At 59.7% G+C, this 23,990-nt stretch carries 18 protein-coding genes; 11 read left to right on the top strand and 7 right to left on the bottom strand.

What is annotated here, in order from left to right; translation table 11 throughout:
- The first annotated feature begins 114 nt into the window (after window positions 1-114).
- From BLU78_RS07925 to BLU78_RS07890, 8 genes are all read left to right on the top strand, one after another.
- Entirely contained in the window at window positions 115-618 is a 504-nt protein-coding gene (locus BLU78_RS07925) for a sigma-70 family RNA polymerase sigma factor (protein ID WP_010260235.1), read from the top strand.
- A 95-nt stretch (window positions 619-713) separates the two neighbouring features.
- The gene (locus BLU78_RS07920) at window positions 714-1,889 is read left to right on the top strand and encodes a FecR family protein (protein ID WP_010260228.1); all 1,176 of its coding nucleotides are present in this window, start codon (window positions 714-716) and stop codon (window positions 1,887-1,889) included.
- Between the two features lie 67 nt (window positions 1,890-1,956).
- A complete protein-coding gene (locus tag BLU78_RS07915; protein WP_143029373.1) occupies window positions 1,957-5,379 on the top strand; it encodes a SusC/RagA family TonB-linked outer membrane protein in 3,423 nt (1,140 codons plus the stop codon).
- Window positions 5,380-5,392: 13 nt separating this feature from the next.
- A complete protein-coding gene (locus BLU78_RS07910; RefSeq protein ID WP_010260223.1) occupies window positions 5,393-6,895 on the top strand; it encodes a RagB/SusD family nutrient uptake outer membrane protein in 1,503 nt (500 codons plus the stop codon).
- Window positions 6,896-6,903: 8 nt separating this feature from the next.
- Window positions 6,904-7,602, top strand: a complete 699-nt coding sequence (locus tag BLU78_RS07905; protein WP_010260221.1) for a DUF4843 domain-containing protein — start codon at window positions 6,904-6,906, stop codon at window positions 7,600-7,602.
- A 12-nt stretch (window positions 7,603-7,614) separates the two neighbouring features.
- Complete coding sequence (locus BLU78_RS07900) at window positions 7,615-9,282, top strand: PKD-like family lipoprotein (protein ID WP_231290737.1); 1,668 nt, start codon at window positions 7,615-7,617, stop codon at window positions 9,280-9,282.
- A gap of 18 nt (window positions 9,283-9,300) precedes the next feature.
- Window positions 9,301-11,952: a zinc-dependent metalloprotease gene (locus BLU78_RS07895; protein WP_010260217.1), complete on the top strand. Its 2,652-nt coding sequence runs from the start codon at window positions 9,301-9,303 to the stop codon at window positions 11,950-11,952.
- 11 nt (window positions 11,953-11,963) lie between these two features.
- Window positions 11,964-14,579 carry a zinc-dependent metalloprotease gene (locus tag BLU78_RS07890; protein WP_143029372.1) on the top strand — a complete coding sequence of 872 codons (2,616 nt, stop codon included), beginning with the start codon at window positions 11,964-11,966 and terminating at the stop codon, window positions 14,577-14,579.
- A 61-nt stretch (window positions 14,580-14,640) separates the two neighbouring features.
- On the opposite strand, the gene BLU78_RS07885 is transcribed toward BLU78_RS07890, so the two are convergent.
- From BLU78_RS07885 to gad, 4 genes are all read right to left on the bottom strand, one after another.
- The gene (locus BLU78_RS07885; protein WP_010260212.1) at window positions 14,641-15,453 is read right to left on the bottom strand and encodes an SDR family NAD(P)-dependent oxidoreductase; all 813 of its coding nucleotides are present in this window, start codon (window positions 15,451-15,453) and stop codon (window positions 14,641-14,643) included.
- Window positions 15,453-16,664: an NADH:flavin oxidoreductase gene (locus tag BLU78_RS07880; RefSeq protein ID WP_010260210.1), complete on the bottom strand. Its 1,212-nt coding sequence runs from the start codon at window positions 16,662-16,664 to the stop codon at window positions 15,453-15,455. Before BLU78_RS07880 ends, BLU78_RS07885 begins: the two co-directional genes overlap by 1 nt.
- A 77-nt stretch (window positions 16,665-16,741) precedes the next feature.
- The gene (locus BLU78_RS07875) at window positions 16,742-17,503 is read right to left on the bottom strand and encodes a DUF1295 domain-containing protein (protein ID WP_026020622.1); all 762 of its coding nucleotides are present in this window, start codon (window positions 17,501-17,503) and stop codon (window positions 16,742-16,744) included.
- 179 nt (window positions 17,504-17,682) lie between these two features.
- Window positions 17,683-19,098: a glutamate decarboxylase gene (gene gad / locus BLU78_RS07870; protein ID WP_010260205.1), complete on the bottom strand. Its 1,416-nt coding sequence runs from the start codon at window positions 19,096-19,098 to the stop codon at window positions 17,683-17,685.
- Window positions 19,099-19,193: 95 nt separating this feature from the next.
- On the opposite strand from gad, the gene BLU78_RS07865 reads away from it, so the two are divergent.
- Window positions 19,194-19,907: an SIR2 family NAD-dependent protein deacylase gene (locus BLU78_RS07865; RefSeq protein ID WP_010260202.1), complete on the top strand. Its 714-nt coding sequence runs from the start codon at window positions 19,194-19,196 to the stop codon at window positions 19,905-19,907.
- Between the two features lie 80 nt (window positions 19,908-19,987).
- Here the strand turns inward: BLU78_RS07865 and meaB are convergent, their stop codons facing one another.
- Both meaB and BLU78_RS07855 read right to left on the bottom strand, forming a co-directional pair.
- Window positions 19,988-21,115: a methylmalonyl Co-A mutase-associated GTPase MeaB gene (gene meaB / locus BLU78_RS07860; protein ID WP_010260199.1), complete on the bottom strand. Its 1,128-nt coding sequence runs from the start codon at window positions 21,113-21,115 to the stop codon at window positions 19,988-19,990.
- A gap of 6 nt (window positions 21,116-21,121) precedes the next feature.
- Complete coding sequence (locus BLU78_RS07855; protein WP_010260196.1) at window positions 21,122-21,586, bottom strand: hypothetical protein; 465 nt, start codon at window positions 21,584-21,586, stop codon at window positions 21,122-21,124.
- Window positions 21,587-21,691: 105 nt separating this feature from the next.
- Between BLU78_RS07855 and BLU78_RS07850 the strand changes: the two genes are divergently transcribed.
- Entirely contained in the window at window positions 21,692-22,681 is a 990-nt protein-coding gene (locus BLU78_RS07850; RefSeq protein WP_010260193.1) for a glycosyltransferase family 4 protein, read from the top strand.
- Here the strand turns inward: BLU78_RS07850 and BLU78_RS07845 are convergent.
- On the bottom strand, window positions 22,666-22,947 hold the full coding sequence (locus tag BLU78_RS07845; protein WP_010260190.1) for a hypothetical protein: 282 nt from the start codon (window positions 22,945-22,947) through the stop codon (window positions 22,666-22,668). The genes BLU78_RS07850 and BLU78_RS07845 overlap by 16 nt on opposite strands.
- Before the next feature lie 628 nt (window positions 22,948-23,575).
- On the opposite strand from BLU78_RS07845, the gene mce reads away from it, so the two are divergent.
- Entirely contained in the window at window positions 23,576-23,986 is a 411-nt protein-coding gene (gene mce, locus BLU78_RS07840; RefSeq protein ID WP_010260187.1) for a methylmalonyl-CoA epimerase, read from the top strand.
- Window positions 23,987-23,990 lie beyond the last annotated feature (4 nt).

Here is a 23,990-nt window from a genome sequence, read left to right as displayed (position 1 = left end):
TGATAATTAATGATATGTTGTTTCGGTCAGGCGCCGGATGCTTCAAAAAGTGCCTTTTTGGAATACATTTTCTCACATTTATTTATATATTTGTCCCCAAGCGTCACTTGTCGTATGATTTCCCATTCCTTAGAAAAGCTCTTCAATGCGCATTTCCGAAGCGCCGCGTATGTGGCGGAGGAGATCGTGCATTCGAAGTCCGTGGCGGAAGACATCGTGCAGGAGGTCTTCGTGCGGCTGGCGCGGGTGGACCTTTCGAAAATAGATTCTCCGGTGAAATATCTTTACCGCTGTGTGCGGAATGCGGCCCTGGACTATGCCGGCACGCATACGCTGCGCCGCTGGGAGGAGCTGAACGGCAGTGAACTCATCGCCGACGAGGTCAATTTCGACCTCAGCCGCGACGATGTTGAACGGGCCAACCGGTTGCACCGTCTTTATCAGGCGATCGAACGTCTGCCGGAACAATCCCGCAGGGTGGTCAAACTGATATGCCTGAATAACTATTCTTATGCGGACGCCGCTTCTGAGCTGGGCGTTTCGCTCGCTACCATCAAAACGCATATGTATCGTTCCATCAAATCGTTGCGCAAGATGATGGCTCTCTTCTTTTTCTGAATCCTCATTTTTTTGCCCTGCTCTTTCCATTTTTTTGCGAAAAACTGTAAGGAGTTTTTCCGCCTCTGCCGTCTTTATTATAAAAGCCGGTGTTTATGGACAACGATCAGATCGACAAATTGCTTCATTCCTATATTTCGGGAACGATCACGCCGCAGGAATCGAGGCAGCTCGAAGCCTGGGGCGACGAGTCCGAGGAGAACCGTCAGATTCTCGATTTGATCGAGGGACATTCGGATCTCGGCAGCGAATTGTCGCGGATGTACCGTTACGACAAGGAGCAGGTATGGCGCAAGGTCTGCGAGGAAGACCGCCGTTATATGCGTCGCAGTCGGCTGGTGCGTTTGCTGCGGATCGGCGCGGCGGCCGCCGTGCTCGCCGGCATGCTGGTCAGCGGTGCCCTGCTTTATCAGGCCGGAGAGCGCCTGGACCCTAATCGCAACCGGCTGCTCACGACCGTCGAACCGGGTGCGCGGCGTGCCGTGCTCGAACTCTCGTCGGGAGAACAGGTCTTTTTGGCCGATTCGGTTCGCACGGAACTCAGCGAGCGGAACGTCCGGATCGAGATCAACGGCGACGAGATCGCCTACACCGCATCCGAAAAATCCGGGAAACAGGCCGAGGAGGCTTACAATACGATCCGCGTGCCGCTGGGCGGCGAATACTCGCTGACGCTCGGCGACGGCACGCGCGCCTGGCTCAACGCCGGGTCGAGCATCACCTATCCTCTGCGTTTCGGCTCCCGGCGCTGCGTCACGGTCACCGGCGAGGTTTTTTTCGAAGTGGCTCCTGACAGCCGGCATCCTTTCGTTGTGTCGGTTTCGGGGGTCGAGCTGACCGTTCTGGGAACTTCGTTCAATGTCATGGCCTACGAAGACGAACCGTGTATCGAAACGACGCTGGTCACAGGATCGCTGCGGGTTGCCGCCGAGGGTGAGGAGACCCTGCTGTCGCCGGGGCTTCAGGCCGGATTCGACAAGTCCGGAGGCGGGCTGACCGTCCGGAAAGCCGATGTCGAAGCCTGTACGATGTGGCGGCGGGGGCTGCTGGTCTTCTACGACGAGCCGCTGCGGTCGATCTGCCGGAAGTTGGAGCGATGGTACGGTGTGCGGATCGACACCTCTTCGCCGACGCTCGATGGCGTGCTCTATACGGGTATGATCAAACGCCATGCGACGCTCAATACGATCGCCGATCTGATGAATCTGACCAATGACGTGGTCTTCACAGAGGACGGCGGCGTGATCCGGGTGGTGCGGAAATCGGAATGACGCTGTGATGCGTCGGGGACTGTCCCCGTGGAACAGGAACCTTTGTTTCAATTAAAATAATTTGCGTATGAAGAAACTTGACTTATTTGCGCCTCTTCTCCGAGGGGGCCGGAGTGCCGTCGTACTGTTTTTGCTGGCGGTCGCGGTCTTTGCGGTCCAGTCCGTGAGGGCGGACGGGCCGGCACAGCCGAAGAAGCGGATGTCGATCGCTCTGACCGGAGCGACGCTCGACGACGTGCTTCAAAACATCAAACGGGAAACGGGTTATCTGCTGCTTTACAACAGCAATTCGATCCGGGCGGTCAAGGGAATTACGCTGCACCGGCAGAACGCCCCCGTCGAGGAGATCCTGCGCGAGGCGCTCCACGGCACCGGACTGGATTTCTCCATCAGCGAGGATACAATCATCATCCGCGTCCGGGAAGCCGACAAGGCTTCGAAGTCCGACGCGCAGGGAACGGCCGCTCCGGCCCCCCCCCAGCGGGTTACGCTGACCGGTAGGGTGACGAACCGCGCCACGAAGGCCCCGATCCCCGGGGCGATGGTCCATATCAAAGGTACGACCGTCGGCACGACGACCGATCCTGACGGCTATTACTCGCTTCGCTTCCCGAACCGTCCCGGGACGGTCGTGACGGTGAGCTTCCTCGGCATGGAGAGCCGCGAAATAGCCTACAACAACCAGACGGAACTGGACGTGCAGCTGCTCGACAAGGTGGAAAGCATCGACGACGTGGTCGTTACGGGTTATGCGCAGGTCCGCAAGGAGAGCTTCACGGGCAACACCACGCGGATCACCCAGAAGGAGATCGTCGAGGTTTCGCCCAAGCGGATGATCGACGCCATCCAGGTGTTCGACCCCTCGTTCCGGCTGGCCGAGAACATTTCGATGGGTTCGAACCCCAATGCGCTGCCTGAATTCTACATCCGCGGCCAGAACAGCATCACCACCGAGCTGAACACCTCGGCCGATATTTCGCGTCAGAACCTCACGAACAACTCCAACCTGCCGATCTTCATCCTCGACGGCTTCGAGGTGGACGTGGAGAAGATCTACGACATGGACCCCATGCGCGTACACTCGATCACGCTGCTGAAAGACGCCGCCGCGACGGTGCTTTACGGATCGCGCGCCGCCAACGGCGTGGTGGTCATCGAGTCGCGCGCCCCGGAGGCCGGCAAACTGCGCGTCTCCTACAACCTGACCGGAAGCGTCGAGATGCCCGACCTCTCGGCCTACAACCTGATGAACGCCCGTGAGAAGTTGCAGGCCGAACTCGATGCAGGGCTCTATGCCTTCGACGCCACCGATTTCAATGAGAATACCTACAATAAGAACGAGACTTATTACAAGAAACTCAACGAAGTGAACCGCGGTGTGGACACCTACTGGCTTTCGAAGAACCTCCGCACCTCGGTGAATCACCAGCACAGTATCTATATCGACGGCGGTGAGAACGATGTCCGCTGGGGGATCGAGCTGAAATACGCCGGCAACAAGGGCGTCATGCGCGATTCCAAGCGCGACACCTACGGCGCAGGTCTTTTCCTCGACTACCGCATCGGCAAGTTCCAGTTGATGAACCGTGCGTCCTACGACGCCAACCGTTCGACCGACTCGCCCTATTCCTTCTCGCTGTTCTCCCACATGCTGCCCTACAACGTGCCGATCGACGAGACCACGGGCAACTACCTCCAAAACCTGCGTTTCGGCTATTCGGCGCTCAATCCGCTCTACGAGCGTGAATACCTGAACAATTTCAGCCGCAGCAACTACCGGACGTTGCAAGATAATTTCGCGATCAATTTCTTCGCCACGCCGCATTTCACCGCCAAGGCCTGGATCACCCTGAGCCAGCGCTCCTACGAGTCGCGGGTCTTCGTCGATCCGCTGTCGGCCTCTAACAGCGCTTTCGCGACGCCCCAGGAGTTGGGATCGCTGACCGTGAACGGTTCGGACACGTTCACTTACGACGCTAACCTGCTCTTCATGTACAACCGGAATTTCAACAAGCATTTCCTGAACTTCTCGCTGGGCGGAAACGCCGTCGAGACCAGCTATACGGTCGACAACATCAAGTATATCGGTTTTTCGACCGGTGTGCTCAATTCGCCGAATGACGCTGCGCAGGTCGAGGGCAAACCTACCGAATCGAAGAACAAGACCCGTCTGGTCGGCATGTTCCTTTCGGGCAACTACACTTATGACGACATCTATCTGCTGGATCTTTCGGTGCGTCTGGACGGCTCTTCGGAGTTCGGTTCCGACAACCGTGTGGCTCCTTTCTGGGCCGTGGGCGCCGGTATCAACTTCCACAACTACAAGTTCCTGAAAGGCAACAAGACCCTCAGCCGCCTGAAACTCCGCGGAACGATCGGCACGGTCGGTAAGGTGGGGTACGCCGCCTATTCGGCCCGTTCGACCTATACGACCTCCTCGACGTCGGACTGGTATTCGACGGGCGCCGGACACGTCCTCTATTATATGGGCAACCCCGATCTGGGCTGGGAGAAGACCCGCGTGGCGGATGTCGGCATCGAACTCGGCTTCTTCAAAGACCGTCTGACCTTCAAGGCCAGCTACTACGACAAGAAGACCATCGACCAGATCACCGACGTGACGATCCCCTCGTCGTCGGGATTCACCAGCTATAAGGACAATCTGGGCGAGGTGAGCAACCGGGGCTTCGAACTGGACCTGCGTTACAATTTCTACCGTTCGAAGAATCTGGAACTGACCGCCTTCGGGAAAATGGCGCACAACAAGAACAAGATCGTCAAGATCAACGATGCGCTGAAAGCCTACAACGAGCTGGTGCAGAAACAATACGACGACTACGACGACAACTCCTCGCAGAGCAAGTATGCGCGTACCTACACGCAGTATGTCGAGGGCGGTTCGATCTACGCCATTTACGGCATGAAGTCGCTCGGCATCAACCCGGCCAACGGCCGCGAGGTCTACTGGCGCCCCGACGGCACGATCACCTATGATTGGAATGCAGCCGACCAGGTCGAGATAGGCAACCGGGAGCCGTGGGCGCAGGGCTCCTTCGGTCTGAACGCCCGCTGGAAGAATATTTCGCTTTTTGCCTCGTTCCTTTACGAATTCGGCGGTCAGCGCTACAACTCGACGCTGGTCAGCCAGGTCGAGAATGCGAACCTCGAACGCTACAACGTCGATAAGCGCGTGTCCACGGACCGCTGGAAGAAACCCGGCGACGTCGCTTCGCTGAAAGACATCAGGGACCGTTCGCTGGTCACCCGTCCTACGTCGCGCTTCATTCAGGACTACAATACGCTGCAATTCAATTCGCTTTCGATCAGCTACGATTTCCCCTCCAAACTCGTGAAGCGCTGGGGACTCGGCATGCTGCGCCTGACGGCCAATATGGAAGACCTGGGCTATTTCAGTTCCGTGCTCCAAGAGCGCGGTCTGGACTATCCCTACTCCCGCACGGTCAACTTCACGCTCAATCTCACTTTCTAAATTCGTCCCCTGTATGAAAACATTCGCAAAAATATTCGTTTCGTGCACGCTTCTGCTCTCATCCGCATCCTGCGGTGAGTGGCTCGACGTCATGCCCCAGGGAATGACCACCGAGGAGAACCTTTTCAGCGACTATTCGGGCTACCGTTCGGCCCTGAACGGCATCTATCAGCAGATGGCCTCTCCGTCGCTCTACGGACGCGAACTCTCCTGGGGATTCATGAGCGCCCTGTCGCAGTATTACGATTTCGGTTCGATGGAGACCTCCCAGCTCTATGCCTATACCGAGAAGATGGACTACGGCAATAAGGAGGTGCTTGACTACCTGGAAAACATCTGGCAGACTTCCTATAATACGATCGCCAACTGCAACGCGCTGATCAGCCATGTCGAGAAGGCCGATCCGAACCTCTTCCCCTATGCCGAGAGCGGCGAACGGGAGATGATCCACGGCGAGGCGCTGGCCGCCCGCGCCCTGCTGCACTTCGAGTTGCTGCGGCTCTTCGCTGCGGCCCCGGTCGTGGACCTTACTGCCAAGGCGATTCCCTATTCGACGACCTATCCCGACAAGGTTCCGGCGCGCTATACGACCGGGGAGGTGCTCGGGAAAATCATCGCCGATTTCGAGGCGGCGCTTCCGCTGCTGGCCGTCAACGACCTGAAACTGGATGCGCTCAAAACGGCCTCCACCCGTTTCGCGGCGAACGATTCGCGCGGTCTGTTCTTCGGCTACCGCGGTACGCGGCTCCACTATTGGGCCGTCAAGGCGCTGCTGGCCCGCGTCTACATGTACGCCTGCGATTACGAGAAGGCTTTGGCTGCGGCTGCCGAGGTCTATGACGCCTGTTCGTCGTGGTTCCCGCTGACCGACTATTCGACGGCCGGCAAGGTTCAGGGAGCCGTGAAACTGTACGACGATATCATCTTTGCCGCCTACGACCAGTATTTGGCGAAAAACTACAACGATGTGATGCTCTCGAACCAGACCAATTTCATTCTGGCGCTGCGCAATCCCAAGAAGCGCTTCACGGCTACCGAACAGAAGTACGACGTGCGTTACAAATACTGCGTCAACCAGCCCGACGCCGAGGAGCAGGAGGATGTCTACACGTCGTGCAAGTACGTGAAATATACCGGCACAACTGGTTCCGACTACGATTCCGGCGATACGCAGGGGGCGCTCATTCCGGTGATCCGCATGTCGGAGGTCATTCTGATTATGGCCGAATGCAAGGCCCGCGGAGCGGCCGAGGGTACGGTCGCTGATGCGGTTTCCGATCTGAGCACGCTGGTTTACAAGAAACGGGTTCGTACGGGCTCGGTTTCGGCCTCCGATTTCGACACGTTCATGTCGAAACTCGAACTCGAAGTCTGGAAGGAGAACATCGGCGAAGGACAGTACTTCTTCTACCTGAAACGGATCAACAGTCCCACGCTCGTCAGCACCATGCAGACGATCCAAATGGCGGATAAATACGTATTCCCCATTCCTGACAGTGAAACGACCTTAAAATAATTGCGATCATGAAAAAACTGATATATCTGCTTGCCGTCGCGGCCTTCGGCGCCGGGGCCTGCTCCGAAGAGGGGCTTCCGACCTACGGAGGCGACCGTTACGTCTATTTTGTCCAGAAATCCGACGAGATCGTGCGCTTCTCGTTCAAGACGACGCCCGGGAAGGACGAGCGTACGATCCGCCTGGCGGTGGAGACCGTGAGCCGCACTCCCGGCGAAACGCTCGGTTACAAATTGGAGATCGATCCGGAGAAAACCACCGCTCCGGCCGGGTCTTACGAACTCGATCCCAATCCGGTCATTCCGGCCGGTTCGTTCTCCGGCGAGACCTACGTCCGGGTCCGCAAGACCGATATCATGGACGAGAAGGAGGTGGACATCGCCGTCCGCATCGTCGAAGGCGGCGCCTACCGGCCCGGCCCCACGTCCAACAGCCTGCGTATCATCCGCGTTTCGAACATTATTTCCCGGCCCGATTGGTGGAACGACGATTTCGCCGCCGCCTTCCTGGGCGATTACTCGGACGAGAAGTACGAGGAGTTCATCAAGGCCACCGGCGTGAGCGACCTCTCCGACATGGACAACAGCGAGATTTCCGCCCTCTGCCGCCAGTTCGTCTACTACCTGCGCGAAAAGCGCGACAACGGCAGCGAGGTGCTGGAAAAGGACGGACGTCCGATGCTCGACGGAATCAATATCAACGCTTAATCCGATGCGAATATGAAGTCATTTGGCATATATCTCGCCGCATTGTTCGCAGGTGCGGCCCTGGCAACCGGTTGCTACGAGGACAAGGGAAATTACGATTACACCACGACCGGCGACGACATCGTCGTCTACCGCCTGGATACGATGAAGTCGGTCCGCCTGAGCTGGAGCTACGACGAGGAGATCGTCATCGAGCCCGGTTACAGGATCGTTCACGACCGGGTGTCGGAAGGCAGCCTGCGTTACGAATGGAACATCGACGGGGAGACGGTCTCCACGGAGCGCATCCTGTCGATCGACCCGCTGTCGGTCGGACGGCATTCGGGCAGCTTTACGGTCCTCGATGCCGATCGTCAGGTCCGTTACAGTACGATTTTCACCCTGACGGTCACCTCTTCGTTCGCCGAGGGGTGGTTCATCCTCTCCGACGACGGCGGAAAATCGCTGTTGAGCTACGTCAATCTCGTCGATGCTTCGACGCCGGGCGAACTGGTCCGCGACGTTTACGGCGAGGTGAACGAAGGGGAGCTCGGTTCCGATCCGCGCAGGGTCCGGCTGGTGGCTTACGACGGCCAGAACGTCGCCTATGAATGGGAGGTCCTGCAAGGCAGCGGAAGCGTCAGCCTCGATCAGGCCACGCTGACCAAGACGATCGATATCGACACCGAATTCGTCGGCGGACAGGCTCCCGAAGGCTTCGTCCCGGTCGATGGATTCCAGCGGGACGGAGGTTCGATCGTCCTGTCGGAGGACGGCAAGGTCTACCAGCGCGATTTCAGTTTCTACAACGATTTTCCGGTCGCCCATTCGGGCAAATACGGCACGACGCCCGTCTATTTCGACGGCGGCATGGAGATCGCGCTGATGAACGGTTTCGACCACTTCACCAACAAGTCCTACGGCCATATTCCCTATGCGCTGCTCTACGACCGGCTGAACAACCGCCTGCTGAGCGTCTACGGTTTCAATGTCAAGGGAAACGCCTCCAGCAAGTTTGGTGTGTTCCGCGCGTTGAAAGTGCCCGAGGCTGCGTCCGTGAAGCCCGGGGATACCGATCCGGAGTCGGGACTCGTGTTCCCCGATGTCGCCGGTCTGGGGGACTATACGGTTCAGGCCATGGGAGCCCGCGTCGCCTATGCTACGGTCGGTGTCGCCACCACCTCGACCAATTACCTGCTGCTTCGCTCGAAAACGGACGGTAAATATTACCTCCTGTCGTTCGATTACAAGATGAACAGCGAATCGTCGGTTAACATTGCGCTGAATAATTTCCGGGCTTTCCCCGAAACGCCGGGCTTCGGACCCGAAAGTCTGTTCGAGGTTTGCATCGGCGGCAGCGAGACGATTTTCTATACGGCGGGGACGAACAATGGGACGCTCTACGCATACGATATTCTGAGCGGTGCCTCGGCCCCGGTCTATACGGCTCCGTCGCAGATCACGGCCCTGCGTCCGGGGGTGGTGTCGGTTCCGTCGCAGTTCGCGGCCTATGCCAAGACGGTTTACCTGGACCGCATGCTTCTCGGCACGGCATCGGGAACGCTGGCGCTGCTCGACATTTCGGAGGCGAAGATCTCGGAGGGCGCCGCGCCCGAACTCGCTTCGTTCTCCGGGCTGGGCAAAGTCGTGGATATGGATTTCTATGTGGCGAAAAACCCCTATTGCTATTTTGGATTCTGATCGTTTGAATTACCTTATATGTTGAAGAAAACCGTTTTATCACTGCTTTGCTGCGGTCTGCTGGCCGGGACGCTTGGTGCGTTCCCGGCGGCGGCCGCTTCGAAGAAAAAGAAAAAGGCGAAATCCGAACAACCGGTTTCCGCACCGAAAAAGACGAGCGAATACGAGAAGCTCTTCAAGGAGAAGCACGAGACGGCCGACGGCATGATCCGCCTGCACAAGGTCAAGGGCAAACTCTATTTCGAGTTTCCGGTGGCACTGCTCGGGCGCGACATGCTGCTCGGATCGACCGTCAGCGAGATTTCCGACAACGGCGACGCCGTCATCGGTTCCAAACCGACCGATCCGCTGTGGATACAGTTCACCCGTACGGGCGACAAGGTGCAGGTCCGCAAGCTGGTCCGCGACAACGTGACCGACGCGGCGAGCCCCAATATCGCCCGGTCGCTGGCGAGCAACAACATCGGCGCGATCATCAAGTCGTACGACATTGCGGCGTGGAGTCCCGACAGTTGCGCGGTCGTTTTCAATGCGACGGACCTTTTTCTGAGCGACAATAAGGCCCTGACGCCGTTCGATCCCTACGGGGAAAATCTCTACTATGGGAGGGTGACCCGCTCGGCGAATTACCAGTCCGACAAGTCGTTCCTCGGGGAGATCCGCGCTTTCGGGGACAACGTCGTGATCCGCAGCCACCTGAGCTACACCTACACGCTCAAATCCGGGAGTAAGGAGATCGCCTCCGACGTGCCTTTCACGGCCGTCATGACGCGCTCGCTCGTGCTGCTGCCCGAAACGCCTTACGAGCCGCGCTTCGTCGACAGCCGCATGTCGGTTTTCCCCACCGGGAAGATTCTTTTCAGCGAACGGGAGCAGCAGGCCAAACTGCTTTGCTATGCTAACCGTTGGCGCGTCGAGCCGTCGGATGAGGCGGCTTACCGCCGCGGGGAACTGGTCCGGCCCAAGAAACCGATCGTCTTCTACATCGACCCCGATTTTCCCGAGAGCTGGCGCAAGCCCATTTTCGAAGCTGTCGAGCAGTGGAACGAGCCGTTCGAACGCATCGGATTCAAACAGGCCGTCGAGGCCCGCGAGTTCCCGAAGGACGATCCGGAGTTCGATCCCGACAACATCAAGTATTCGTGCATCCGCTATGCTCCGATCGGCATTTCCAACGCCATGGGGCCTTCGTGGGTCGATCCGCGCAGCGGCGAAATCGTCAACGCCTCGGTCTACGTGTTCCACGACATTGTCAAGCTGGTGAACAACTGGCGCTTCATCCAGACGGCCCAGGCCGACAAGTCGGTACGCAGCGTGAAACTGCCCCGGGAGGTGATGGACGACGCCCTGCGCTACGTGGTGACCCACGAGGTCGGGCACTGCCTGGGATTCATGCACAACATGAGCGCTTCGGCCGTCATTCCGGTCGATTCGCTCCGCTCGCCGTCGTTTACGCAGAAATACGGCACGACCACCTCGATCATGGATTACGCGCGTTTCAACTACGTGGCCCAGCCGGGCGACATGGAGCGGGGCGTGCGGATGACGCCTCCCCGTTTCGGCGTCTACGACTACTACGCCGTCAAATGGCTCTATACGCCGGTCTTCGACGCCGCGTCGCCCGAGGAGGTCTACAAGATCACGTCGCGGTGGATCACCGAGGCCGCCGCCGATCCCGTGCTCCGCTACGGCAAGCAGCAGGGCGCCGTGCTCGATCCCCGTTCGCAGACCGAGGACTTGGGCGACGACGCAGTGAAGGCCTCGGAGTACGGCATCCGTAACCTGCGCTACATTCTCGCCAATCTGAATGACTGGGTGAAGGACGAGGACCGCGACTATTCCTACCGGACCGACATCTACAAGGGCATCGTCAGCCAGTATATCCGCTATATCGGCCACGTGTTCGCCAACGTGGGCGGCATCTATCTCAACGAAAAGCACGTGGGTGACCCGGTCGATGCCTACAAGAGCGTCCCCAGGGAGCGCCAGCGCGCCGCCGTGCTGTTTCTGCTCGGCCAGTTGGGCGATCTGGACTGGATGGACGATGAGGGTCTGATGCGCAACATTCAGTTCATGGGCTCTCCCAAGACCTATATGCAGATCGCCATCATCCGCGCCGTGGTTATGAGTGCCGTGAAGGTCGAGAACTCCGCGCAGCTCTCCGACGATCCCTACACCGTCGAGGCCTGCATGAAAGACATCTACGATTTCGTTTGGAAACCCACCGTGCAGGGCAAGAACCCGACCGAGGAACAGATGATGATTCAGCGCGAATACCTGCTGACCGTCTGCAAGGCCGCCGGATTGAAGTACGCCGGTACGGGCGCCGTGCCGAAAGCCTTTGCCGGCGGGCCGGACGAGGAGATCGGGTTCGATCCCTACGCCATCGCCGTTCCGGAGTGTCTGCGGGGTTATCAGTCCATGACCGACAATCTCTGCTATTGCGGTTCGGAGCACGTGCATTCGCACGCCGGGGCTGATCCGGGGCCGGTTTCGGGCTACAATCCGCCGCGCATCCTCTACGTCGTCAAGCAGTCGCTCGAAGCCGAGAATTACGCCAATCTGCTGCGTGTGCAGCGGTTGCTCAAAAGCCGTGTGAACAGCGGTTCGCAGAAGACGCGGATGCACTATGCGCTGATGCTGCACAATATCGAGAAAACCCTGAAATGAGCGAGACGGCGATGAGAAGATTTTTACCGACAGCCCTGCTGACCCTCTTTTCCGTCCTGCTGGCCGGGGGCCTGACGCTGCTTCCCGGGTCCGCTTCGGCGGCCCGCGGCAAAAAGAAATCCGCGTCCAAGACGACGGAGGCGCCCAAACCGCTTTCCGCCTATGAAAAGCTCTTCAAGGACAAGCGCGTGACTACGGTCCGGGGCTTCATGACCCTCCACATGTTCGAGGGCAACAAACTCTACGTCGAACTGCCCGATTCGCTGCTGGGGCGCGAGATGCTGCTCGGCACGGCCATCGAGGAGAGTTCCGATCCCGGCGAGGGCTTCGCCGGACAGCAGCCCCGCGACCCGCTCCACGTGGTCTTCACCCGCAGCGATTCGCTCATCTGTCTGCGGCGCGTGCATGCCGGCGTGCTGGTCGAGGGCGACAGCCTGATGGCGCGGGCCGTGCGGCGCAGCAACATCAACCCGGTGATCGCCTCGTTCCCCGTGAAGTGCAAGGCGCCCGACGGTTCGTCGGTTTTCGAGGCCACGTCGTTCTTCGTGAACGGCGCTCCGGCGATGCGGCCGCACGATCCCTACGGCATCAACAGTTTCGGCGGATTCCTCTCCACGACGGTCAACTACGTGGCGGGATGTTCGCTGCTGAGCGGTGTGGAGGCTTTTGCCGACAACGTGTCGGTGCTCAGCTCGCTCTCGTTCACGCTGACGACCCGTTTCGGCGGCTACCTCATCAACAAGGACACGCCTTACACGGCCCTTGCGCGCCGTTCGCTGATGCTGCTGCCGCGCGAGGTGATGCTGCCGCGGCTGTGCGACTCCCGCATCGGCACGGTCCCCGTGGCCTTCGTGAAGTTCAGCGACCGGGAGCAGGAGGCCAAGGCGGTCTATTACGCCTGCCGCTGGAACCTCAAACCCTCCGACCCTGCGGCGTTCGCGGCAGGGAAGCTCACGACGCCCGAACGTCCGATCGTGTTCTATGTCGATGACACGTTTCCGGCAGGGTGGTATGATGCGATCCGGCGGGGCCTGCTCAGCTGGAACGCGGCTTTCGAGAAGATCGGTTACCGCGATGCGGTGCAGGTGCGGCCCTATCCGCGCGACGATGCGTCGTTCGATCCCAACGACATCAAGTTTTCGTGCGTCAAGTACGCCAACACGATGGGGGAGAGCCTTTCGAGCTCTGCGCGCATCGATCCCCGCAGCGGAGAGATTCTCAGCGCGACGATCTGCATCCCGCACAATGTGACCTCGCGGATACGCACCGACCTCTTCGTGCAGCTGGGCGCCGCCGATCCCGACGCGCGCCGGGTGAAGATGTCCCCGGAGCTGTTCGGAAAGGCGCTGGCGGCCGACGTGGCGCGCCATGCCGGAGCCTGTCTGGGCCTTGCGGTCAACTACGCCGGTTCGTACTGCGTGCCGGTGGACTCGCTGCGTTCGCCCTCCTTCACGCAGCGCTACGGGATTTCGGCTTCGATCATGGATGAATTGCCCTACAACCTGGTCGCACAGCCGGGCGACAAGGAGCGCGGTGTGGCCCTGATGCAGCAGGGACCGGGCGTCTACGACGAGTACGTCGTCGATTGGCTCTACCGGCCCGTTCCGGGTGCCGTGACGCCCGAGGACGAGGTGGCGGAACTCGACCGTCGCATCGCCGCGCGCCGCAGCGATCCGATGTGCCTCTATACGCCTCCTCCCGTGGCCGTGGCGCTCGATCCCCGGTCGATGCCCTACAACCTGGGCGACGATCCGGTCCGGGCCGCAGCCTACGAGTTCGCCAATTACGCCTATGTGATGAAGCACGCCGACGAATGGATCGGGGCGGAGGATGCCGACTATACGTTCCGGTCGCTGGTGCAGGCCAGCGTGATGAACCAGCTCTATTATGCGTTCGTCAGCGTTTCGGCCAATCTCGGGGGCGTCTATCTGAACGAAAAGCACGAGGGCGACGCGCTGCCGACCTATCTCTCCGTTCCCCGCGGCCTGCAACGCCGGGCGTTGCAATTCATGCTCGAACAGCTCGAAGACATGTCGTGGCTCGACAACGAGCGGCTTAACAAGGATGTGGTCGAGGTGGTGTCGCTGGGCGAATATTGCCGCGACATGCTCAGCGACGTGATCTTCAAAAGCCTTTCGACGCTCGACCTGAGCGCCTCCAAATCGGACGACCCCTATACACAGGACGATGCGATGGACGATCTCTATCGCTATATCCTGCGGGACGTTGCCGCAGGCCGGGAGTCCACCGAGGCCAATATCGCCATGCAGCGCCTACTGCTGATTAACGTCATCCGCAACGCAGGCGTGGTGACGCAGACCCGCAGGTCTGCCGCATCGGCTTCCGCGTTCGCCGGAGAGGCGCTGCCCGATGCCGCGGCGCTCTCCCGCCGGGCGAAGATGGCCCGGGTGTTTCCGGAGATGACTTCGGACCCGGTGTCGGGCGTGTTGCCGATGCGGAGCGTCGCCTTCATGGTCCGTCCGGCGGTGGATTACAAGCGTTACGGGATGTTGCTCGACATGAAGAAACTCTACCGCAATGCCCTCGGAACCCCTGCATCGGAGCGCATGAAGAACCACTATCGCTACATGCTTCTGGCGATCGACCGGGCTCTCAAAGTGGACTGACGCACGGAGTAATCGTAAAAAACAATGCGGCCGAAAAGCCGCATTGTTTTTTTGCGTATGGTTATGCCTGGAATTTCATCGTAAACTTCCGTATCGGCCGCAGCACCCACATCGGCAGCACCTTGCAAAGGGGTATCCATGCGCGGTTCCACCAGTCGGGAACGATGCACCGGCGGCCCCGCCACAGGGCCCTGAGCCCGCGCCGGGCGCACGAGTCGGCGGTGATGAGCACCCCGAGACGGCGGCCGATGCGCTGCCAGCGGGGCGTCAGCCCGTAGAGGTCCGTGGCGACGCCCGCCGGACAGACCGCCGTGACGCAGATCCCGTGCTCCTCGACCTCTTTCGAGAATGCCACCGAGAACGACCGCAGGTAGGCTTTCGACGCGCTGTACAGCGACAGTCCCGGAAAGGGCATCCACAGCGAGTAGGAGGACATGTTGAGAATATACCCCCGGCAGCCTCTCCGCACCATGTCGGCGGCGGCCAGACGGCACAATTGGGTGTTCGTGAGGGTGTGCAGGAGCAGGATGCGTTCGATGCGCTCGGGCGGTGTGGCGAGGATGTCGCGGAACGAGAAAATCCCGGCGTTGTTTATCAATATGTCTATCGTGACCCCTTCGCGCCGCACGGCTTCCCAGAGCTCCGCGGCGGCCTCCGCCCGTGCCAGGTCGATCTCGACGATACGCACGTCGCAGCGATCCGCGGCGGCACGTATTTCGGCAGCAACGGCTTCCAGCGGTTCACGGCGGTTGCCCGCCAGCACGAGGTCGTAGCCCAGCGCCGCCAGCCGCAGGGCATAGCAGCGCCCGATGCCCGACCCGGCGCCCGTGACGAGCGCCCGGGCGCTTCCCGGTGTGACTTCTCCGCGTTTCATCAGGGCAGGCGTTTTAATTCTTCGACGATCTTCCGCGGCAGGTCGGGGCACTCCTTGCAGCACTTCATGTCCACGGAGTACATCCGCGCGATGCAGTAGTTGCGGTGGTCGCAGGCGCTACGTGTCGCCGCGTCGCCTTCGCGGAGCTTGTTGACGAACGACGGATCGTTCACCAGCGCCCGGGCCATCTGCACCAGTTCGAACCCGGCGTCCAGCGCCCGGTCGATGCCCTTGCGGCTGACGAGTCCCCCGACATAGATGAGCGGCCCTTTCAGCTCGGCCCGGAACTTCTTGGCGTCTTCCAGGAAGTAGCACTCTTCGAAGGGGAACTGTTTTATCATAAAGGGGCCGCACCAGCGGATGAAGTAGCGCAGCCACAGCGGCGAGTAGTAGCTCATGGTGTAGATGGGGATCAGCCCCCGCATGACGGCCATCGGGGCCTTGGACACGAATCCGCCCGAGAGGACGATGCCGTCCACGCCAAAAGATTCGATTGTCCGTGCGATCTCGATGCTTTCGGGAATTTCGATGCCCCCTTTGAATCCGTCGTACATGTTGTGTTTCACGGTGACGGCCATGCCGCATGCGCGGGCCGCTTCGACAGCCTCCCCGAGACACATCCGCATGAACCGCATGCGGTTTTCCAGCGATCCGCCGTACTCGTCGCGGCGGTGGTTGGTGTAGGGTGAGAGGAACTGCGAAATGAGGTATCCGTGACCGGCGTGCACCTCCACGGAGTCGAACCCGGCGTCGTGGGCCGTGCGGACCGCCGTGCCGAAATCCCGTGCGACCTGCTCGATCTCGCGTTTCTTCATTCCCCGGACGGGCGTATAGGCGTATAGATTGAATCCCGTCGAGGCTCCGATGGGCATCTGCCCGGCGGTGGTCCAGTGGGTCATGTTGCCGCAATGGCCGATCTGGATGGCTGCTGCGGCTCCCTCGCGGTGGACGGCGTCGGTGATGTCGCGCAGCCCCGGAACGATCTCGGGGCGCAGCCACAGCTGCTTGTTGAACGAAAGGCCGCTGCGGCATACGGCGGCATAGGCCAGCGTGGTCATGCCCACGCCTCCGCGGGCTACCGCGACGTGGTAGTCTTTGAGTTGCTGCGTGGGGCCGAAGTCCCGGCCCATCGACTCGAAGGCCGCCGAGCGGATCGTGCGGTTGCGCAGCGTGACGGGGCCTAATTTGTAAGGGGTGAAAAGGGAGGACATTTTATGAATTTGAAAGTTGGTAGCGCAAAACCGGCTGGTGGGCAGGCGGGGTGTCCGTCGCCCCTAAAGCCGGACGGTCAGTAGATGAAAGGGATGATGCGTTTTCGGCGGAGTTTCGTGAACTCCTCGCCGAACTCCTGTTCATAACGTTTACGCAGCGACGCGGCGCGGGGTGCGAGGTTGGCGAAGGTCCACCATGCGAACACCGCGCCCGCCCACGACCACGAGGCGATGGCGAAGCCCGTCCACTCCATCAGTTCGCCGAAATAGTTGGCCGACGAAACGCAGCGGAACATTCCGCCGCGGGGAATGTAGTGGCGCGTGTCGCCGGGTTTGCGCAGGTTGCGGATGATGTGGTCCGAATGGAGGTTTATGGCCATGCCGGCCAGGAACAGCGCTCCGCCGACGTAGATGTAGGGCTGTGAGAACCAGTCGGCGTAGTAATCCGCAGGCGAGACGTAGAAAATCCATCCGCCCTGCATCAGGGCGTTGAGGGTGTTGAACGCCATGCCCATCAGGACGATGCCCAGGGGCATTTTGCCCTTGCCGCGGATCAGCAGCGGGAAGATGAAGGCCCGCTGAAGGTAGTGTGCCTGGAAGAGCAGGAACAGTGCCAGCGGCCCGGTCTGCCACATCCGTTCGGACGAGGCCCACAAGATGCACATCAGCACGAAGACCGGGGCTTCCATTACCACCCAGCCGACTTTGTTCGGCACGGGAGGCCCGTAGCGTCGGTCGAAGAGGTAGCCGTATCCGGCTTCGAAAAAGTGGAGTGCAGCGAAGACCACGCCGGCCAGCAGGGCCATGACGGTCAGGAAGATCGGGAAGGTTTCTGTCATAATCACACGCGTCGGGTAAAAACGCGTTAAAGATACGGATTTTTTTGCTTTCGGCAAGTTCCCGGATGCGCGGATATTGTCCAGTTTGGCATCGGGATGCGTCGTATGGCAGGGCGCAGGAAAACGGCCCCGCTTCATTTTCCAAAGCGGGGCCGTTTGCCGGAGATTTCCAGCATTGATTAATGCGTGTAAACCTTGCCTTTCTGGTGCTCTTTGTTCTCGTATTTGATGCGCGAGGGGGTGGGGTACTGGAGTTTCTCGAACTCGGCGACGGCATTGCGGATGTCGCCCAGCAGCATGTCCGCCATGTCGCGCGACATACCCTGGCGCACGACGATACGCATGACGATCAGATCGTCGATGTTCTTGGGCATGGTGTAGGCCGGGACCATCCAGCCGCTCTGCTGCAGTGCGGCCTGCAGGTCGAAGAGCGTCCACTTGGCCTTCTTGTCGTACTCGGGGTTCATCATCCAGATGAACAGCGGGTTGACGACCTCCTTGGCGTAGTTCCGGAAGCACGGCATCTTGCCGATCTGCTGGTGGCAGTACCGGGCGATGTCCATCGAGTTCTGCTGAATCTCGCGGTAACCCTCGAATCCCAGGCGGATGAAATTGTAGTACTGTCCGAGAATCTGCGCTGCGGGGCGCGAGAAGTTCAGGCCCACCTGCGTGATGTTGGCGCCGAGGTAGTTGACCGAGAACGACATTTCATCGGGCAGGTATTTCTTGTCCTTCCATACGACCCATCCGAGTCCCGGGTAAACCAGTCCGTACTTGTGGCCCGACGTAGAGATCGACAGCACCCATTTGAGGCGGAAGTCCCATTTCTTTTCGGGGCGGAGGAACGGCAGGATGAAACCGCCCGACGCTGCGTCGACGTGGATCGGAATTTCATAACCGGTTTTCCGGTTGTAGGCGTCGAGGGCCTTGTCCAGCCCCTCGATGTCGTCGTCGAGACCCGTCCAGGTCACACCGGCGATGGGCACGATGCAGATGGTGTTTTCGTCGCAGACCTTCAGGGCCTCTTCGATGTCGAGCGTGGGCTTGTCGAGCGTCAGGGGCACGGTGCGCATTTCGATCTGCCACAGCTGGCAGAACTTCTCCCATACGACCTGGAATCCGGTGCTCATGACGAGGTTCGGTTTGTCGAAGGGTTTGCCGGCGGCCTTGCGGCGGTTGCGCCAGCGCAGCCATGCGGCCACGCCTCCCAGCATGCAGGCTTCGGACGAACCGATGCCCAGTGCGCCGGTCTTCCACTCGGCCTTTTCGGGGGTGTTCCACAGGTTGGCGACGATATTCAGGCAGCGTCCGCACATCACCGCTACGCGGGGATACTCCGTTTCGTCGATGTAGTTGATGTTGATGGCCTCGTTCATCAGACGGGTGGCGTAGTCGTCCATGTAGGTCGTCACGAAGGTTGCCAGGTTCAGCCGCGGCTGGGTCTGGGGATAGGTCTCGTCTTTGACCAGCTGATAGGCGATTTCGGGTGCGGTCTTGTCCTTGGGGATGAATTCCGTCGGAGCCGGCGAACGCATCTCTTTGGATCCGAAAATGTCTGTCAGGGTGTCCTCGGTGTTGTGCTTTTGCTGATTCATAGTGTGAATTTTTTTGTTTTTGTATACATCGGCTGAATCTTGCATGAACTATGCCATAATTTTCGTACCTTTACCCCTGCGTAACTATCCATGCCATGAAAAAACTCGTAGTCTTTACCGGCGCCGGCGTCAGCGCCGACAGCGGCCTTGCGACGTTCCGCGACTCAGATGGGACGTGGGGAAATTACAAGATCGAGGAGGTCTGCATCCCCGAGGCCCTGGACTTTAACCGCCGGGGCGTGATCCGCTTCTACAACGACCGCCGCCGCGAAATGCTCTCTGCCGAACCTAACCCCGCACACCGGGCCGTCGCTGCTTTGGAGCGCGATTTCGATGTGCAGGTCATCACCCAGAATGTCGACGACCTGCACGAACGCGCCGGCTCGACGCGCATTCTCCACCTCCACGGCGAACTCACCAAACTGCGCTCGTCGGACGATCCGTCGCTCATCGTGCCGTTCGACGGCATCGAGCAGGGCTTCGACGACGTGGCTCCCGACGGTTCGCTGCTGCGTCCGCATATCGTCTTCTTCGGCGAACCGGTTCCCGAGTTCGAACGTGCTTCGGCGCTTGCCGCCGAGGCCGATATCTTTGTGGTGATAGGCACGTCGCTGGCGGTCTATCCTGCGGCGTCGCTGGTGCGGTGCGTGCGTCCCGAAATCCCGGTCTATGTGGTCGATCCGGGCCGCCCTGCCATCCGGGGCATCCGCAATCCGCTGGAGGTGATCCGCAAACGTGCTGCCGAAGGCGTTCCGGAGTTGGCCGGGCGCCTGCGCGAAATCTACGTGAAACATCCCGAGATCGCGTAAGACGTTCCTTCCGCATACGAAAATCCCGCCCCTCATCACGAAGGGCGGTATTTTTGTCCGGTGACGGGACGGCGGAGGGATTATTCCGACTTCCCGGCCGTATCTTTGAAATAGATTGCCAACAACTCTTTGGCGGCGATGAACGATGAAATCCGGTCTTCCAGCACGCGCTTCTCGTACTCCCCGATGCGCCCTTCGACGGCCGGATCGCGGTAGAAACTCTCCTTCAGCGCTTCGTTGATCGTTTCGTACATCCAGTATTTGTTCTGCCGGTTGCGGTTGTGCTGTAAATAGCCGTTTTTCTCGATGTGTTCGAGATACTCCTCGACGCCTTTCCAAACCTCTTCCAGACCTGTCTTGGCCACCGCCGACGAGGTGTAGACCTTGGGCCGCCAGCCCGATTCGGGCACCGGGAACAACCTCAATGCACCCTGGAACTGCGTCCGGGCCAACTCCGCCTTGTGGATGTTCTCGCCGTCGGCCTTGGTGATGACCATTAGGTCGGCCATCTCCATAATGCCGCGTTTGATGCCCTGCAATTCGTCGCCCGCGCCCGAGATCTGCAATAACATAAAGAGGTCTACCATCGAATGCACGGCGGTTTCCGACTGCCCGACGCCCACCGTCTCGATGAAGATGACATCGAACCCGGCGGCCTCGCACAGCACGATCGTCTCGCGCGTCTTGCGGGCCACGCCTCCGAGCGATCCCGCCGAAGGGGAGGGGCGCACGAAGACCGAAGGGTTGTTGCAGATGCTCTCCATGCGGGTCTTGTCGCCGAGGATCGAGCCTCCGCTGCGTTCCGATGAGGGGTCGATGGCCAGCACCGCGAGCTTGTGGCGCAGCGAGACGACCATGTTGCCGATGGCTTCGATGAACGTGGATTTGCCGGCTCCCGGGACGCCCGTGATGCCGATGCGGACCGATTTCCCGGCGTGGGGCAGACACGCCTCGATGATCTCCTGCGCCTGCGCATAGTGCGCCGGGTTGGACGATTCGACCAGCGTGATGGCCTGCGAGAGTGTGGTGATATTGCCCGCGAGGATGCCCGCGACGTACTCCCCGGTCGAGAGCGCACGCTTCTTGCGGCGTTTGAAGTAAGGGCTTACTATGGGCTGGTCCTCAACGCCTTCCGTGACGTTGAGGGCCGTATCGTGATGCATGTCCGCGTACTCTTTTTCGTAGTGGTCTATCTTGGTGAATGACATGGAGTGTTACCTGGTTGTTTGTTCGATCAGTTTTTCATTGAATTGCAGCGAGTTGCCCATCCATACCGCGCGGTTTCTGGCATCCGTGAGCACCCCGAACGGCACATAGGTCACGCCGAAGGCGGTGAAACCCTTTTCCGAGCCGAGGGCTGCGCCGATCCGCTTCGAGAGGTAGGGCCTGAGCAGCGGCGTGACTTTCGCGGCGTCTTCTTTCGTGACGACGATCACGCGCAGTTTGGCCCCGGTTTTGTCGGTGATCTCCTTCAGGCGTTTGAGCGAGGTGATGCAGGCGGGGTTCGAGGAGTGGAAAAACTCGATGTAGGTCGCCGGAGCGGCCGCCGGCTGGTTGTCGTCGAGCCATTTCGAGACTTTGAGCTCGGGGACCCGGTCGCCGAGCACGACGTTCTGGGCCATGACGCCACCCGAAGCCGCGACGGCTGCGAACGACAGGATAAGGAGCACTTTCTTCATAGAGAGCCTTGTTTTGTAATCCGAAGACACGAAAAATAAAAGTGTCGTTACGACACCAAAGATAACGATTATTTGCCAGATGGAACAATTTTTCAGTAACAAGTTATGAAAATAGGACTCGATACGGCCCCGGTCACGTCCCGGGGCAATTACTGCCGGCACCTTGCAGACGTGCTGGCGCATTACGCCCCGGAACATGAATATGTCGTTGATGCAAAGCATCATGGTGATGTCGATCTCTTCCACGGCTTCAGCTTCTCGCTGCCGCTCTCCGTACATTTGGGGCGCGTCCCGGCGGTGATGACCGTCCCCAACCTCAATTTCCTGCGCTATCCGCACCTCTACAGCCTCTCCGAGCGGCTTATCGCCCTGCGCCTCTACCGCCGGGCGCTGCGGCAGGCGCAGCGGGTCATCACGGTCAGCACCCCGGCCCGCGAGGAGCTGTCGGAACGCCTGAGTATCGACCCTTCGAAGATCGAGGTCGTGATGCCGCTCGCGGCCCGTGTGCCGCAGGAACCGCCGGCTCGGGCGGAATTGGAACATACGCGGCGCAAATACGGTCTGCCTGAGCAGTTTATCCTGATGCTCGGGACGGTCGAACCGCATCACAACCACGAGGCGGTGCTGGATGCGCTCGCAGCGCTGGATTCGAATGTCGGGGTGGTCGTCTGCGGCCGCCGCACGGTCTATTCGGATTTTCTGCTCCGCTATGCCCGTGAGAGGCACCTTGCCGCGCGCGTGGATTTTATCTATGAACTGACGCCCGCAGACCTTCCGGCGCTGTTCCGCATGGCGCGGGTCTTCGCCTACCTGCCCGACGTTCGGTCCGAGGCGTCGATCGTCCCGGTGGTCGAGGCGTTGCGCGCAGGGCTTCCGATGGTGCTGAGCGATACGCGGCTCAACCGCGAGGCCGCCGGCAATGCCGCCGCCTACGTGAATCCCGAGGCGCCGGGCGAGGTCGTCGCGGCGTTGGAGAACGCCCTTTGCGACGAGTCGTGGCGGCAGACGATGCGCCAGCGCGAACGCCGCCGTGCGGAGCTTTTCTCGGAATATGCCGTGGCGGAACGCCTCATGCAGATTTACACGTCGCTCTGACCGGCCGCGGGAGGTTCGGCGTCCCCGACGAGGCCCGTCATCAGCCATTCCAGGTCGATCTGCGGATAGCAGGCGTGGATGCGGCGGGCCAGCGCCGGGGTAAGGGGCGCCTGGCCCGTCAGCACTTCGTAGAGCGGTTCACTGTCGGAAAGGCCGATTCGCCGGGCGAAAAGCCCGGTGTAGAGTCCCGATGCACGGATTGCGAACCGGAGGCGTTCGTGGTCGAAACGGTTGTTGTCGCTGCGGCGGCGGTTGTCATGCTTCATGATGCAGTGGATTTTGGAAAACGCCCGTGCCGCGCCCGTAACATAAAATACGAACGCGGACTACTGTTTGCTTACCCAACGGACGGCTCTGGAAAACCTTTGTAGCAGTAAGCGCATATAGCCCGCGCCGTAATGACGTAGGAAACCATATTCCATGCCATACGGCGCAGGTTGCACCGCAAGCAGGATATGCACTTGGCTGCTAAGATAAATTTTCCAGATTTTTCCGTTGAGCCAAGACAACCCGCTGCTGCGGATTGCACGACAAAGATAGGAAAAAAATGCGCTTGTTCCAAAACCGAATTGCATATGGCTTTGCAAAACCTTCCGACTGATAAAAGGGTCGTTACGACCCCAAAGATAGGAAAAAATACGATTTGTGCGCCCGAGGGGCGGGATTTTTGTTTCCGGCGGCTTTCGAACCGCAACTTTTCCGGGGCCGCCCGTAGCCGTCCGGTGCCCGAATCGTACTTTCGGACACATCCTGCGAATTTCGAAGCCAAACTATTGCCAAAAAAAGTCCGTCGAATTTTGGCGGTTCTGAAAGATTCGTCTATCTTTGTGTTCGCAAAATAACAACGAACGAAACAACACATAAATATTCACTAACTTAAATTTAATTGTTGCTATGAAAGTTTCTCATATCGAGCATCTTGGCATTGCCGTGAAGAGTCTCGATGAAGCAATTCCCTACTGGGAAAACGTGTTGGGCCTGAAGTGCTACGCCATCGAAGAGGTTGCCGACCAGAAGGTCCGCACGGCGTTCTTCATGCTGGGGCAGACCAAGATCGAACTGCTGGAACCCACGTCCGAGGAGTCGACGATCGCCAAGTTCATCGAGAACCGCGGCATCGGCATTCACCACATGGCTCTGGCCTGTGAGAACATCGAGGAGCAGCTCGCCGACGCCGAGGCCAAGGGCATCCGCCTGATCGACAAGACCCCGCGCAAGGGAGCCGAGGGCATGACCATCGCTTTCCTGCACCCCAAGTCGACCCAGGGCATTCTGACGGAGCTTTGCGAAAACAAAAACAAATAAAGAT

The sequence above is a fragment of the Alistipes timonensis JC136 genome, assembly GCF_900107675.1.
In the GTDB taxonomy this organism is placed as follows: Bacteria; Bacteroidota; Bacteroidia; order Bacteroidales; family Rikenellaceae; genus Alistipes; species Alistipes timonensis.
Note: the sequence above shows the minus strand (reverse complement) of the source record. Positions and strands in the feature narration are given on the sequence as shown.